The sequence below is a fragment of the Natrinema sp. DC36 genome (genome assembly GCF_020405225.1).
Classification (GTDB): Archaea; Halobacteriota; Halobacteria; order Halobacteriales; family Natrialbaceae; genus Natrinema.
The window spans coordinates 3,212,222-3,227,204 of record NZ_CP084472.1; the positions used below are offsets into that span (position 1 = coordinate 3,212,222).

Consider the following 14,983-nt stretch of genomic DNA (forward strand, 5'->3'; position numbering starts at 1 on the left):
TATGGATTCGATCGAGGAAAAGCGCGTCTACGGCGACCGCGGAGGGGCAGTCACCGCGTACGTCGCGAGTGCAATGGGTATCGTTCGCGTGCGCGTCGCCGGCGACACCGTCGGCGAATTCGGTCTCTGTGAACGCTGTTCGGCTCGAGACGTGACGGCGAGCCGGGACGCGGTCGCCATCGCGACCGACGAGGACGTCCGAGTACTCGCCCTCGAGGACGGAGCCGGAACGGATCACAGCGGCGGTGACGACGGCGACGCGTCGGTCGCGGCCGAGGAGGAGACGTTCGTCGGGACGGGGTTCGGCCCGGCGGTCGCCGTCAGCTACGACGATGACGGTGACCTCCTCGCGGCCGATCCGGACGGTCGCGTCGCGTGTCGAGCCGCGGACTCGAGCGAGTGGACCGCGCTCGCGGACGAGACCGTCGCGCCGGTGCGAGCGATCGACGGTGATCTCGTCGGGACGGCGGACGGCGTCTACCGCGTTCAGGACGGCGGACTCGACCACGCCGGACTGACCGACGTGCGCGACATATCGGCGGCCGGCGTCCCGCTCGCCGCCACCGCGGACGGACTCTACAAGCTCGGCAACGGCTGGATGGCGGTCCTCGAGGGGGCGTTCAACGCCGTCGGAGCCGATCCGCGCTCGGAGCCGGGCCAGCTCGTTCGCGCGCACGCGGTCACGGACGAGACGATTTACGAGTACGCGCCCAACGACGACGCGTGGCGCGAATCCGCTCGGTCGACCGATTCCGTGATCGGCTTCGGCTACGGTGAGACGACCTACGCCGTGACGGAGCAGGGGGCCTTCCTCGCGGCGAGCGACGGGGAGTGGCGGACGCGAACGCTCGGTGTCAAGGACGTGACGGGGATTGCGATCCCTCGACGAAAGTGAAATTGGCGTCCCGACGATGTCGGTGAGTGCACGTCTGAGACAGCCGGTCGGGCGCGATGTCTGACGGACGTTTAACTATACGGGATTATTCTCTGTGAATACATGAGCGAACTACCACGCCGACGACTACTGGCCGTGACCGGCACCGCACTCACGGGTGCGGTCGCCGGCTGCACGGGCAGCGACGACGACGCAGGGAACGGGAACGGTGACGGGAGCGGAAACGGGGACGGAAACGAACCCACCGCGCCCGAGAACGAACCGACCGATGCGACGAACGGCACGCTCCTCGGGAAAATCTCCGTCGAGAATCTGAACGACGAATCGCATACGGTCGACGTCATCGTCGAGTTCGGCGGCGATCCCGAACACTGGTCGACCCACGAACTCGCGGCCGACAGCGGCGCGGAGCTCGAGCGGAACTGGTCGACCGAACCGGGTGCGTTCAACATCATGTTCCGGCTCGACGGGGGGGAACCGATCCAGGTCACGCCGGCGAAGTGGAACGATCCGGACTGCATCAACGTCTTCGCGCTGGTCACCCGAAACGGCGAACTGAAGATTCTGAGCGATACCGACGGCGGCGCGTGCGGCGACGGCGATGCGACGGTTGACGACGCCGAGGCGTGAGCGAGCAATCGGATCGCGACGACGCGTTTTTCGCGGACGGTGCGAGTCGACTCTCGGTCCGAGAACGAAAACTGGTTTACCCCCCGGCCTGTCCCACCGACTATGATCGTCAGCGGATCGGCGTCGCAGGCTCTCGCCGCGGCGCTCGCTCGAGAACTCGAGGAACCGCTCGCCGCCGTCGAATACGACCGCTTTCCCGACGGCGAACTGCTCGCGGCCGTCCCGGAACTGGCCGACGCTGATCCGGACCGAGCGGTGATCGTCGCCTCGACCGTCTCGAGCGACGCCCACCTCGAGGTGCTCCAGTTACAGGACGCCGCTCGCGAGGCGGGCGTCGAGGAGATCGTCACCGTGCTGCCGTACATGGGCTACGCTCGACAGGACGAGGCCTTCGAGGCAGGTCATCCGGTTTCCGCGCGGGCGGTCGCCCGTTCGATTTCGACCGGTGCGGACCGCGTGCTCACCGTCAACCCCCACGAGGCGGCCGTCTGCGAGTTCTTCGAACCGGCGGCGACGGCCGTCGACGCGGCGGGCCGACTGGCCGAGCCGCTACCCGACGACCTCGCGGAGCCGATCTTTCTCTCCCCAGACGCCGGCGCGATCGATCTCGCCGAGACGGTCCGGGACGCCGCCGGCGCAGGTGAGATCGATTACTTCGAGAAGACCCGCCACTCCGGTACCGACGTCGAGATATCCCCGAACGACGTCGACGTAGCCGGCCGCGACGTCGTCGTCGTCGACGATATCATCGCGACGGGGTCCACGATGAGCGAGGCCGTCAGCGTCCTGCAGCAGCGAAACGTGGGGCGCGTGTTCGTCACCTGTGTCCACCCGCTGCTGGCCCGTAACGCCGTCACGAAGCTCTCGCGGGCCGGCGTCGAGGCGATCTACGGCACCGACACCATCGAGCGCGGGGTCAGCACCGTCTCCGTCGCACCGACCCTCGCAAGACACCTGTAAGCAAACGATTAAGTAGTCCCCGTCCAGTCACCTAGTTGTTAGCGCGTGGCACGAGACTTGCTCGGCCACACGAGACGCCGCGGATATCGAACGACATCGACTCGATGCACGGAATCGTCCACAAAACCCTCAAAGAGTACGTCGTCGCCCGGACCGACGACGACACGTGGGGCACGATCGTCGACCGCTCCGACCTCGAGCCGAAGCTGTACCTGCCCGTCACCCACTACGACGACGGCGAGATCGACGCCATCCTCGAGACACTGTCGACGATGGCCACCCAGGACAGGCACGCGATCGAACGCGACTTCGGCCGAACCCTCGCACCGGAACTGCTGTCGACGTTCAGCGCTCACTTCCGTCGCGACTGGGACCTACCAGAACTGCTCGACTCGCTCGAGGCGGTCATCGACGACGTCGACGCTGCCACCGAGGGAACCGTGCTGCCTGCACTCTCCTGTCACCGCGAATCCGACGCTGCGGTCGTCACGTACGAGCCGGGCCGCGACACGCGATACTGCGGCCTCGCCCACGGGATCCTCGACGGAATCGTCGCCGCGTTCGACGCCGACGCGACCGTCGCGGAAACGGCCTGCGCCGACGACGGTGCCGACGCGTGCCAGTTCCGCGTCGACCTCGAGGCGTAACCGTCCCGCGTGGAGTCGCTCGGTACCGATAGGTGCGACCGGTCACAGGGAGTATCGTCGCCAACCGGGTGTTTCGTGATTCTCGACCCGATCGTGTCTCTCAGTCCTGTCTTCCAACGCTCTGAACGTCTCCGATACTCCCTCTCAGTACACGGCGGATCGCACGTCGGCTGTGCGATCGGTGTGAACAGTGCTGGGGACTATAGCTCGATCTCGAACCGAGCACCGTGTGACGCGGACTCCGTCACGGAGAGCTCCCAGTCGTGGACGGCGACTGCGTTCTCGACGATGGATAGCCCGAGTCCGCTGTTCCCGTCGGTCGAACGCGACGAGTAGCCGGCTTCGAAGATCGTTTCGCGTAACGGTGCCGGAACCCCGGGCCCGTCGTCTTCGACGTAGAAGCCGCGCCGATCCTCGAGGGAGCCCACGCCGATGGTAACCTCGTCGCCGCCGTGTTCGATCGCGTTGCGAAAGAGATTTTGTAAGATACTCGAGAGAATACTCCGATCAGCCTCGAAGGCGAGCGTCTCGCCGCGTTCGACGGTCGCGTTCTTGGTCTCGATGACGCCCCAGACGTCGTCAACGACGCCGTGGAGATCGACGATTTCGATGTCGTCGAGTTCCTGTTTCGAGAGTGTCACCGCGTCATCGATGATAGCCGTCATCCGATTGAGCGCAGAGCGAACCTGCGCGGCCTGTTCCGGTGACGGATCCTCCATGAGTTCCTCCGTGTAACCGAGCGCGAGCGCCAGCGGGTTTCGGAGGTCGTGTGAGAGAACGTTCGATACCGTCGAGAGACGCTCGTTGCGCCTCTCGAGTTCTCGTTCGGTCCGTTTTCGATCGGAGATCTCGAAGTGTTCCACGAGGACGTACAGTTCCCCGTCACGCTCGAACGTCGTCGCCCAGAGCAGGAACCACGATAACGAGTCGTCAGTCGTCGGGCAGGGATATTCCAGCTGGAACCGCTCGTTTCGACCGTCGAGGAGGGATTTCAGTCCCTCGTACGCCTGCTCGGCATACGCATCGTCGTCGCGACTCGGCTCGCAGGCATCGAGGTAACTCGTTCCGACCATCGTGGAATCGTCGGTAAATCCGCCGTCCGTGCCGAACGCTTGCCACGCTGCGTTCGTGTACACGATCACACCGTCGGAATCGACGATCGCTACTTCCGAATCGAGTTCGTCGATAGCGCGGAGCGCGAGATCATCAGGTGTGGTCATACACAACGGATGCCAGTCAGTCCATATTAGACTTCGCACGCGGAACCGGTCGCTGGCCACGCTTGCGGTCAGCATCGACGGGCCAGCAACGCCCCGGAAACGGCCATCACGAGGGCGACGAGGGCCGCCGGGACGCCGAAGCCGGGGACCTTCTCGAGCGCCGCGGCCGGCCCGCCGCCGACGCGAACGGTGACGGTTTGCTCGCCGACGCCGATCTCGTATCGCCCGTTCTCGTCGAACTGGAGGGCCGCCTCGACCGTTGTCGACTCGCCGGGTCGGAGCGCCACCCACCGCTCGGCGACGACGCCCTCGGCGGTCCGGAACGCGATGACGGCCGCCGCCGGTCGGTCGTCGGCGGATTCGACCGTTGCGGTCGCCGTCACCGACTCGCCGGGGTCGATCGTCTCGGACGAGAGCCGGAGGTCGGAGACGGTCACGCTCGTCGCCGACCGGACGACGGCGGTCAGCCGCTCGGAGCCGACGCGAACCGTGTACTCGCCGGGCTTCGACGGCGTCCACGAGAGACGGTGGCTCGTCCCCTCGCCGGGCGCGAGCGTCCCCTGCTCGTGGTCGACCACTCGGCCGTCAACCTGCAGGGTCGCATCGTAGGTCCCGTCGCGATCGCCGACGTTATCGACCGTGACCGGGATCGACACGGATTCACCGACCGGAACTGCGATCACGTCGCCGTTCTCGCCGCCGGTCGCACCGATCGTCGACGAGTTCCAGCGCGGCCACTCCCGCTCACCCACTTCGATCGAGTCGGTTCCCAGCCCGTACTCGAAGACCGCAACCGGCTGGTCGAAGGCCGCTCCGTGCTGGCTCCGACTCCACATTTCAGGGGTCGCTTCGGTCCGGGTGTACCGCTCGGCCATGGCCCGAACGTCCGTTCCGCCGTACTCTTCGAGCAGGCGGAGGAAGTCCGCCTCGGTGATCTCCCCCTCCCGGGCGTTCAGCGCGCGGAAGACGTCCTCGAGCGTGCGATCACCGTCGGTCGCGAGCCGCAGTCGGCGGTCTATCTCGCCGTAGACGAGCGCTCCCCTCGTGTAGTCGGTGTCCGGGTCGTCCCAGGTCGATCGGTCGACCAGTACCCCGTCGGCGTACCGTGATCGCTCCCCTCGCTCGAGGAGGTCGCTAAAGTCCCCGAAGTCGGTGCGCCCGGTCTCGAGGGCGATCAGACCCGCGTAGTAGTCGGCCTGGGCCTCGACCAGCCACTTCGCTTCGGCGGCGGTGTCGTCGTTCGAGTTGGAGAAGCGCTGGCGAACGTGAACGTACTCGTGGAACCAGACCGGGTTCGGCGTATCGAGACGTTGGTCGGCGACGACCCACGCGTCCGATCGGCCGTACTTGAGCCCCGGTGGCCCCCAGTCGACGTCGTTCGGGACCGCGACGATGAATACCTCGTCGCTACGCATCCCGACATCGAGTCGGCCGCTGGCCTCCGCCAGCGCCGACAGGATCGCCTTGGGCGACTCCCGGAGGGTCGCGGCCTCGGGAACGACCAGCCTGAACGTCTCCCCGTCGACGGTCCGCCGGTGCTCTCGAACCGCACCGAAGAACGCGATGTCGCCGCCGGTCGCTCCCGGCCCGTCGACGCGAACCGACTTTTCGATGCCGACCGGATCGGTCCGACTGTACCGGATCGAAACGTCGGGCACCTGAACCACGCCCCAGTCACCGGTGTCGACGAACGTGTAGCCGTCGCTCGACGAGCCGACGGTTCCCTCGTCCCCTGTCCGATCGGCCGGCATCGTGTACCGGATCGTCGGCTCGTCGGTCGACTCGGTCCACTCGTATGTCCGCTCGCCCGTCCGTTCGAACCCCGTCGTCGACTCGACGATCGCTTCCGGCTGGAGCGTGATCTCGAGTTCCGTGACGGGATCCGGCACGCGGAGGGTCAACGTCGCCTCGAAGCGATCGGAGTCCGCCGGCCGGTGCCGGAGAACCGTCGTCCGGTGGAGTACATCGCCGGAGCCGCTCGTCGCCGCCACCGATTCGGTACTCGTTCCAACGGACGCGAGCGACTCGCCAGGCGCGCTTCCCGACCCGAAGTCGGCGGTCGACGCCGAATCGGCCGCCCCCACGGGCTCGAGCGCACCGACACCGGCCGGAAGACTTCCGACGAGTAAGACGACCAACACGACGACGGCGAGCCGAGATTTCACTACCCGTTGCTGGTCAGTCAGCGCTCAAGACTTTTATGGCAGCGTTACTGTCACTTTCTAAAGAAGCAAGCCCGATCAGAGCGATCCTATGAACGGCAGCCTCGTGACCGGCTAGTCCGACGCTTCCGCAGCCGCCAGCGGCTCGATCGCGATTTCCATCGTCACGCCTTCCACATCCCACTCCTTGCGGTGGCCGTCCTCGACCGCGCGGCGCTCGTCCGCGCGAACCTCCTCGCTGATCAGGTCCTCGTGGTCCGCGACGAGGTCCGCGACGCGGTCGTCGTCGATCTCGAGATCCAGCGCGATCCGCTCTTCCACGTCGAGATCGAGATCCTTGCGCATCTCCTGCACCCGGCGGATGACCTCGCGGGCGTAGCCCTCGCTCTCGATATCGTCGGTCAGCGAGGCGTCGACGTAGGCGACGCCGCGGTCGTCGCCGTCGGTACCGAAGGCGGTGCCGGCGACGCCGTCGGGCGTCTGCGTGACGAACGAAACCATCTCGTCGGTGATCTCCTCGTCCGCTTCCAGCACGTCCGCGACGGCCTCTTCGATGGCCTCGAGGCTCGGTTCGTCGATGCGGGCCTCGTTGAGCGCGTTCATGACCCGCCCGGCGCGGTCGCCGAATTCGGGCCCGAGTTTACTCATGTCGGCCTCGGCGCTGTAGTTCAGTTCGCCCCAGCGGTCGTCCGGCGAGACGAGTTCGATCTCGCGGGCGTTGAGCCGATCCTCGAGCAGTTCGGTGTGGCGCTCGACGGCGTCGACGACCCGCTGATCGTCGGCGGCGACGACGACGCGCGGAACCGGCCAGCGAAGCTTGCGGCCGGCCTGCTGGCGGGCGTTCGCGCCGGCCTCCTCGATCGCGCGGAGGAGGGCAACATCGGTCTCGAGCTGTTCGTCGGCCCAGTACTCCTCGACTGCGGGCCAGTCCTCCATGTGGACCGTCGGGTGGCCGTCGTCGCCGGTGAGCGTCCCGTAAATCTCCTCGCTGATGAAGGGCGCGTACGGCGCGAGCAGGGCGACGCTCTCCCGGAGCACCCGATAGATCGTCGCGTAGGCCGCGGTCTTCGAACCGCTGTCCTCCTCGGCCCACATGCGCTCGCGGACCGCCTGCACGTAAAAGCGCGAGACGTCCTCGACGACGAACTCGAGGAGCGCGTCGACCGCCCTGTCCTGGCGGAACTCCTCGAGGTGATCGGTCATCTCGGCCTTCGTGGTCTGCAGTCGGGCGAGCACCCACTCGTCGATCAACTCGAGATCTTCGTCGACCTCGTCCAGCGTCGTCTCCTGCGGATCAAATTCGTCCAAGCGCATGTACGGCAGCGGGAACCGGAAGACGTTCCACAGCGTCCGGAGGTGGTTCTCCATCGTCTGCATCCCGTCCCAGTCGAATCGCATGTCCTCGCCCTGGGGGTTGTTCGACAGCAGGAACAGCCGCATGGTGTCCCGGCCGTGGCGATCGATCGCCTCGTGGGGATCGACCAGGATGTCCTTGGACTTGCTCATCGCGCGGCCGTCGGGCATGAGCGCGTGGCCGTGCATCAGCACCTCCGTGTAGGGGATCTCGCCGAGCGCGGCGGTGCCCATCCCGAGCTGGGACCAGAACCAGCCTCGAGTCTGGTCGTGGGCCTCGAGGATGAGGTCGGCGGGCCAGAGCTCGTCGAATCGGCTGTCGTCCGAGGGGTAGTTCAGCGTTCCCCACGACGCGACGGAGGAGTCGAGCCAGACGTCGAACACGTCGGGAACGCGCGTGTAGGTGGTGTCCCCGTCGGTGATCGTCAGGTCGTCCACGGTGTCCTTGTGGAGGTCGACATCTTCGGGGTCGACGTCCTGGTCGACGCGCTCGGCGAGTTCCTCGCGGTCGCTGATGACGATCCGGTCTTCGTCGTCGTCCCGACCTTCTGGAGTCCAGATCGGCAGCGGAATGCCCCAGTAACGCTGTCGGGAGACGTTCCAGTCGGGGGCCTCCTCGACGAAGTCGCGGAAGCGGTTGTCGCGAGCCCACTCGGGGTGCCACTCGCTGTCCTCTATATTCTCGAGGAGGTCGTCTTTGATGTCCGTGATCGTGATGAACCACTGGTCGGTGACGATCTGGAGGATCCCCGTGTCACAGCGCCAGCAGTGGCCGTAACTGTGGTGGACGGTGCCGGAGGCGAGGAGTGCGCCCTCGTCCTCGAGGTCGGCCGTGATCTCGTCGTCGGCGTCCTTGACGAACTGCCCCTCGTATTTGCCCGCTTCCGCGGTGTAAACGCCGTCGCCGCCGACCGGACAGAAGATCGGGAAGCCGAGTTCGCGACCCCGTTCGAAGTCCACCTCACCGTGTCCGGGGGCGGAGTGAACCAGCCCCGTGCCGTCGCCGTCGGTGTCGACGTAGTCGGCCGCGTAGACCTCGAGCGCACCCTCGTGGTCCGGATGCTCGGGCACCTCCTCGCTGAGCGGATGCTCGTAGGTCCAGCCGAGCAGTTCCTCACCGGTGACTTCCGCCTCCACCTCGTAGTCGTCGTAGCGGCCCTCCCGCAGGACCTCCTCGTGTTTCGCCTCGGCGAGATAGAGCAGTTCCTCCTCGCCGTCTCTCTCCGCACGAACGCCGACGTAATCGCCGTCTTCGTCGACCGCGACGAAGGTGTTCGCCGGGATCGTCCACGGGGTCGTCGTCCAGATAACGAGCGAGCCCTCTCGGTCCTCGAGGTCGAATTTGACGTAGATCGAGGGATCCTCGACGTCCTCGTACTCGACCTCGTTGTTCGCGATGGCGGTCTCACAGCGCGGACACTGCGAGATGGAGCGATGTCCTTTCTCGACGAGGCCGCGGTCGGCGGCGTTCGAGAAGCCCCACCAGGCAGCCTCCATGTACTCCGGCTCGACCGTTCGGTAGGGATCGTCCCAGTCCATCCAGACGCCGAAGTCCTGAAAGTCGGATTGGAGTCCCTCGAGCTGTTCGTCGGCGTAGTCCTTGCACTCCTGAATGAAGTTCTCCTCGCCGAACTCCTCGATGTCCTGCTTGTTCTCGAAGCCCAGTCGCTCCTCGACGCGGGTCTCGATGGGGAGCCCGTGCATGTCGTAGCCGGGGCGATCGGTGACGTCGTACCCCTGCATCCGCAAAAATCGGATGTAGACGTCCTTTAGCGACTTGTTCCAGGTCGTTCCCATGTGCGCCGATCCCGACGTGTACGGCGGGCCGTCGACGAAGAAATAGGACTCACCGTCCGCTCGGTGCTCGACCGTCCGCTCGTAGGCGTCGACGTCGTCCCAGTACTCGAAGACCCGCTGCTCGAGTTCGTGTGGGTCGTACTGGTCGTCGACCTCGTCGAACCTGCTCATACCCGACCTAATCGCCTCCGGTAGTAAAGAGGAATCGATATTGCAGGTCGCTCGCGTCGCCGGCACCTCGAGAGAATCAGTCGCGGTCGCGGCCGCTCAAACGTACTGTGAGAGGACCTTCTTGTAACCCAGTCCGTAGACGCCCGCGTAGAGCATGACGCCGCCGAGAACGGCCAGCCACGCCGCGATCATCGCCTCGCCGGCCCCGAGGTGCTGGAGGCTCGCCTGTTCGACGAGGACGCCGCCGACCGTCAACACGCCGGCGACGAGCGTGTAGACGATCAGTACGAGTGATTCCGCGAGTAGTTCCGGACCGATCGATGTCATTAGCACGCTTCTACCCACCCGCTCAAGGTAAATCTGTCCCCTCGCGCGCGACGCGACCCGGTCGACATCGGGACGGCGCGGATCGACTCGCATATACCGTCTCGGACGTATCCTCGAGCGTGCCCGCGACCGATCCCGATACCGACGCCGAGCCCGATTCGGCGACCGCAGAAGCCCCGGCCTATCCGAGCGATCGTACCGTCCTCGAGCCCGACTGCACCCGCTGTCCGGCCCTCGCCGACTCCCGCGAGTGCATCTCGTGGGGAACCGGCGATCTCGAGGCCGACGTGGTCGTCGTCGGCGAAGCGCCGGGATACGGCAACCCCGACGCCGACCGCTGGCGGGGCGGCAACTGGACCGGTAAGGCCTACACCTCGAGACACTCCGGCCGACGCATCCGTCGGATGATCGACGAGATCGGCTACGGCGACGACGCCTACTACACGAACGCGGTGAAGTGCTTTCCAGCGAGCGAGGAGCTGACGAGCAATCGCGAACCCACCCCCGAGGAGCGCGCGAACTGCCGGACTCATCTCCTGACCGAACTCGAGGAGATCGATCCGACGGTCGTGCTCGCGACGGGAAAGCACGCGACGAAAACGGTGCTGGCGTCCGAAGATCGGGAGCTCGAGGGATTTATCGATAGCGTGCTCGAGCCGGTGCGGTGCGAGCGACTCGACGTGTGGCTCCTGCCGATCCTGCATCCCTCCTATCAGGACGTCTGGATCGGCCGGCTGGGCTACGAGCCCGAGGAGTACCTCGAGGCGATCGGCAAGCGACTCGACAAGCTGTGTGAGTGATGATGTCGTGGATATCGGTATTAACCGATAGCCGGCGGTCACGGTCCTCTCGCGGTCGCAACTGGCGCAGTCCAAAAGACACCATTTAATTATTAGTTCGGTTTGTTTACCATATTACGATGACACGTTCCTCCCAGTGTGACTCTCCCTGTACCGTTTATCTTCAGGGTGAAACGCACCTTCGTTCGTATGACGCCGTGAAGCGTTCAGTAACGACACTGTCTACGAACACGCCGATAGGTTCGTATTACCTCGAGTTACCGACCGAGAGACCGACGCTGCTGCAATACGTCCTCGCTGTGATCCACCATCCACTCTACATAATCGGGATGTGCGTGTCACAGATGCTCTACGGACCGATCTACGCGATTCGATCTGGACGGCAGTGCGCCGTCGAAGTGTCCGCCGTCACGGACTTCGCGGCGGAGACGTCGACACCGTACAGCCGAACGGACACCCACCCTGTACTACTCGTCCCTCAACTCTCGCTTCTCTGGACAGTACTCTCCTGGATCGGAATCGGAGTGTCCGCGTTCTTCGCACCGATCGCTACCGGGCGTACCGCTGTGCTACTCCTGCTTATCACAGCGAGCATGGTCGCGATATTTCGACGACAATCGACGTTCGAAAGGATGCTTTCCCCCGTCCTCGGCTGGGGAGGACTGCTACTCCTGATCGTAACGGGGCCCGTTCCGACCGCTATCGTCGTCGTCGGACTGGCCACCCACGGACTCGTTCTCCTGCAAACTCTCGAGCGACGGAACGAGGACATGGTGGCCCGGACGGTCGAGGACGTGACCGAACACGGCTACCGAAACGTCTGCGTCGTCGTGGGCGCGAAACACCTGGAGGGGATGGTTCGCGAGTTCGAAGATCGCGGCTTCGACGTGGCCGTCGCGGACTTCTCGTGACACCGTGACTGCGTGGCGGCGCGAAGTCGATTCCCGCCGAACCAGTGTCACAGACTCTGGCTTTCCTGGCGAGAGTGCTCTCGGCGGTGTCGGGGGCGGCGTAGCGATAGTACTCGAGCGCATCGAACCCCTCGAAGACCGCAGCCCGACGGCGCTTCCGCCGCTGTGCCAAACCGGCGATCGGCGAGACGCTCGACGAACGCTGTAGAAGTGGCGTCGACGGATAGACACGATTCGGGCGTGTCAAATCGAGTGTCACACGAACTGCTCGTTAGGCGGCGCGTCGCTACAACTGCCGCGATTCGGCGGCCACCTCGAGCGAGGGCGGGGCGACGTCCCACCGATCCGCGGTGACGCCGTCGACGCCGGCCTCGGACAGGGCGCGCACGTCGTCGACGGTTCGCGCCGCCTTCCAGGCGATGACGTCGAGCCCGCGCTCTCGCGCGGCGGAGACGACGTCGGTGTCGACGCAGAGGTCGTAGTGGGGGAACACGTGCGTACACGCGAGGTCGACGGCCCGCGAGAGATTGGCGTCCGGTTCGTCCCCGAAGAGGAGGCCGTTCGGAACGTCCAGACAGCTCGCTTCGACTTCCGCGAGCGCCTCGGGGAGGAACGACGTGACGCGGACGTCCGTGCCGGCCGCCATCGCGAGTTGCATCGCGTCCGCGGCGACGCCGCGCTCTTTCAACTCGAGTTGGACGGTCGTCCCGTCCGGGACGGCCTGCAGCACCGTCTCGAGGCGCGGAATCGATTCGCCGGAGTCGAGGACCGTTAATTCGCGGAGGGTGGCCCACGCCGTCTCCGAGACGCGTCCGTCCGTGCCGGTGACGCGCTCGAGGGTGGCGTCGTGAAACACCACCAGTTCGCCCGACTCGCAGCGTCGAACATCGATCTCGACTGCGGGCAGTCGTCGGGCGGCTTCGCGGATCGCGAGGAGGGTGTTCTCCGGATTCTGGTCTGCACAGCCACGATGGCCGATGATCTCCATCTATCGGGTTTCGATCAGCCAGCGATTATCAATACTTTGCTTTTCCTCCGATAATCGTTCAATCGGACAGAATGTGCTCGAAATCAGAATGAGAGGGTGGCGGACACGTCTCGACAGGGACACGCCGCCCGTCGCGGTCCAACGTCGACACTGCTTCGCCGCGACTTTCCCGCGTCGTTCGGTCGTCGGTCACGCGCACTGAATCCGTTCGGATGCGAGCCACGTACGAGCCCGCTCGAGGTCGCACGGTCGATTGATCTCGAGGTGTCGGTCGGCCGGGATCAGCAGCGGACGGGTCGGCGTCCGCGGGTAGACGCAGGGATACCAGTCGTGGAGCCGCTCTCGCAGGATTCGGATCGCCGCCGCCCGGTGGTCGCCGCTCACGATCCCGAACCCGGCGTGCTGATGACCCTCGATGAGACCGTAGGCCGTGACGCGTCCCGAGTCGTCCCAGCGGATCGCCGTCTCCGCGTCCTGTAGCCCCGGAATACAGCCGACGAGATTGAGACGGCCGTCGAGGGCGTCGAACGCACCCACGAGCCGCCCGATCTCGCGCTCGTCGACGAGCACGTCGCCGTTTATGACCAGCAGATCGTCGTCGATACGTCTGAGAGCCAGGAGCAAGGATGCGGCGTTCTCGTAGCGGTCCCACCCGCCGAGGACGATCGGATCGTCGGGATCGTACCCGTCGAGGACGGCCTCGTGGCGATACCCGAGCACCACGCTCGTTCCGTCCGCGTGTCGCTCGAGCAGAGCGCGCTGTCGGTCGTACAGCGTCCGGCCGTCGAACTCGAGGAAGGCCTTCGGGACGTCGGCGGTGTACTTCCCCATCCGCCGGCCGCGGCCGGCCGCGAGGATCACGCCACGCATCGGCACACCTCCCCGGCGGCGCGCTCGCCGGCCCGTCCGTCCATCGGAATGCCGAGACACTCGAGCCACGAGGCCCGCCGGCGCTTCGCAGCGTCGGGCTCGCCGTTGCGGTACAACTCGTCGACGAGCGCGAAGTCGATCGCGTCCGCGGTGACGCCGATTTCGGGAACGTCGCGATCCGGTGCGTCGATGTCCGTCAGTTGCACGAGCGGTCGGCCGGTGTGGAGCCACTCGGCGATCGAGCCGGAGTAATCCGAGACGAGCACGTCCGATCGACGCATGCTCTCGGTGGGCGTCGTCGCCGTATCGAAGACGACGTTCGGAATCTCGGCGATCCGATCCCGGCACGCTCGAGTGACGACTAGTCCCGGTCCGTCCCGTCTGTCGGTCGGGTGGGGTCGAAAGAGCAGTTCGTACTCCGTGTCGGCGAAGCACTCGACGACCGAGCGGGCGGTGTTCGCGTACGCGCCCCGGCCGACCAGATAGTTGGTCGGCGCGTACAGCACCCGGCGCTCGCGGGGTGGCGGCGCACCGACCAGCGCGTCGGCTTCCGGGATCCCGACGACGGCGACCCGAACGTGCGGCGGTGCAGCGGCCCGGTACGCCCGCGCCCAGCGTTCCCCGGGCGCGAGCGCGGCGGCGACGTGCTCGAGGATCGTCTCCGTCGTGACCTCGATCTCGCCGCGACCGATCGACGCGCCGTGGCGGACGTGAACGAGCGGGTACTCCTCGTAGAACGTGAACCGCTCGATGCCAAAGCGGTGGTTGTAGACGACGACGCCGGGATCGATCGCCCGAACGTTTTCGTCGACCGCGTCGGGGTCGCGCACTTCGATCTCGTCGATGCGGTCGCTACAGCCCCGCGCGTCCGCTCGGACCGGGACGAACGCGGACTCGAGGTCCACGTGACGGTCGATCGCTTCGAACGTCTTTCGCATGAACGGCCGCTCGATCGCGTACAGTACTGCTACCATGCTCTGAATCACCGAAGAGCGCGCCCGTGGGCGCCGTCGTCCGGTCGGTGCGATCCGATGGCTCGCTGAACCGCATCGGTCAGACTAACCAATAGCAAAACTACGCCGGCAAGTCCGATAACGTTTGCAGTACTGGTCGGCAGAATGCACTTATTTGTTCAATACTATCTCCAGATAAGAGTACAATTCCCAATGGAAGTGACGGTCGTTCACGCGACGGGACTCTCGAGTTCGCGGCGCTCCAATCGGAAAGCCACCAGTCGGCTGAGACGCACTAC

Annotated in this window: 13 protein-coding genes; 6 read left to right on the forward strand and 7 right to left on the reverse strand. The window is 65.6% G+C overall.

From position 1 onward, the window contains the following. The first annotated feature begins 1 nt into the window (after position 1). From LDH74_RS16505 to LDH74_RS16520, 4 genes are all read left to right on the forward strand, one after another. Positions 2-895: a hypothetical protein gene (locus tag LDH74_RS16505; protein WP_226039789.1), complete on the forward strand. Its 894-nt coding sequence runs from the start codon at positions 2-4 to the stop codon at positions 893-895. Between the two features lie 102 nt (positions 896-997). After that, positions 998-1,525 carry a hypothetical protein gene (locus tag LDH74_RS16510; protein ID WP_226039790.1) on the forward strand — a complete coding sequence of 176 codons (528 nt, stop codon included), beginning with the start codon at positions 998-1,000 and terminating at the stop codon, positions 1,523-1,525. A gap of 102 nt (positions 1,526-1,627) precedes the next feature. After that, positions 1,628-2,485 (forward strand): ribose-phosphate diphosphokinase, encoded by an 858-nt coding sequence (locus LDH74_RS16515; RefSeq protein WP_226039791.1) that lies wholly within the window; start codon positions 1,628-1,630, stop codon positions 2,483-2,485. Positions 2,486-2,589: 104 nt separating this feature from the next. Further along, positions 2,590-3,132 carry a heme NO-binding domain-containing protein gene (locus tag LDH74_RS16520; RefSeq protein ID WP_226039792.1) on the forward strand — a complete coding sequence of 181 codons (543 nt, stop codon included), beginning with the start codon at positions 2,590-2,592 and terminating at the stop codon, positions 3,130-3,132. A gap of 200 nt (positions 3,133-3,332) precedes the next feature. On the opposite strand, the gene LDH74_RS16525 is transcribed toward LDH74_RS16520, so the two are convergent. From LDH74_RS16525 to LDH74_RS16540, 4 genes are all read right to left on the reverse strand, one after another. After that, entirely contained in the window at positions 3,333-4,352 is a 1,020-nt protein-coding gene (locus LDH74_RS16525; RefSeq protein WP_226039793.1) for a HAMP domain-containing sensor histidine kinase, read from the reverse strand. A gap of 68 nt (positions 4,353-4,420) precedes the next feature. After that, positions 4,421-6,517 carry a CARDB domain-containing protein gene (locus LDH74_RS16530; protein ID WP_226039794.1) on the reverse strand — a complete coding sequence of 699 codons (2,097 nt, stop codon included), beginning with the start codon at positions 6,515-6,517 and terminating at the stop codon, positions 4,421-4,423. Positions 6,518-6,628: 111 nt separating this feature from the next. Next, positions 6,629-9,835, reverse strand: a complete 3,207-nt coding sequence (gene ileS / locus LDH74_RS16535) for an isoleucine--tRNA ligase (RefSeq protein WP_226039795.1) — start codon at positions 9,833-9,835, stop codon at positions 6,629-6,631. Positions 9,836-9,931: 96 nt separating this feature from the next. Then, positions 9,932-10,162: a hypothetical protein gene (locus LDH74_RS16540; RefSeq protein ID WP_226039796.1), complete on the reverse strand. Its 231-nt coding sequence runs from the start codon at positions 10,160-10,162 to the stop codon at positions 9,932-9,934. Positions 10,163-10,281: 119 nt separating this feature from the next. Between LDH74_RS16540 and LDH74_RS16545 the strand changes: the two genes are divergently transcribed. Continuing rightward, on the forward strand, positions 10,282-10,962 hold the full coding sequence (locus tag LDH74_RS16545) for a uracil-DNA glycosylase (protein WP_226042546.1): 681 nt from the start codon (positions 10,282-10,284) through the stop codon (positions 10,960-10,962). A gap of 632 nt (positions 10,963-11,594) precedes the next feature. Next, a complete protein-coding gene (locus tag LDH74_RS16550) occupies positions 11,595-11,873 on the forward strand; it encodes a hypothetical protein (RefSeq protein ID WP_226039797.1) in 279 nt (92 codons plus the stop codon). Positions 11,874-12,159: 286 nt separating this feature from the next. Here the strand turns inward: LDH74_RS16550 and LDH74_RS16555 are convergent, their stop codons facing one another. The 3 genes from LDH74_RS16555 to LDH74_RS16565 all read right to left on the reverse strand — a co-directional run bounded on the left by LDH74_RS16555 (position 12,160) and on the right by LDH74_RS16565 (position 14,705). After that, positions 12,160-12,861 carry a glycerophosphodiester phosphodiesterase gene (locus tag LDH74_RS16555; RefSeq protein ID WP_226039798.1) on the reverse strand — a complete coding sequence of 234 codons (702 nt, stop codon included), beginning with the start codon at positions 12,859-12,861 and terminating at the stop codon, positions 12,160-12,162. Between the two features lie 189 nt (positions 12,862-13,050). Continuing rightward, positions 13,051-13,731 (reverse strand): NTP transferase domain-containing protein, encoded by a 681-nt coding sequence (locus LDH74_RS16560; RefSeq protein ID WP_226039799.1) that lies wholly within the window; start codon positions 13,729-13,731, stop codon positions 13,051-13,053. Beyond that, positions 13,719-14,705, reverse strand: a complete 987-nt coding sequence (locus tag LDH74_RS16565; protein WP_226039800.1) for a CDP-glycerol glycerophosphotransferase family protein — start codon at positions 14,703-14,705, stop codon at positions 13,719-13,721. Before LDH74_RS16565 ends, LDH74_RS16560 begins: the two co-directional genes overlap by 13 nt. Between the last annotated feature and the right edge of the window lie 278 nt (positions 14,706-14,983).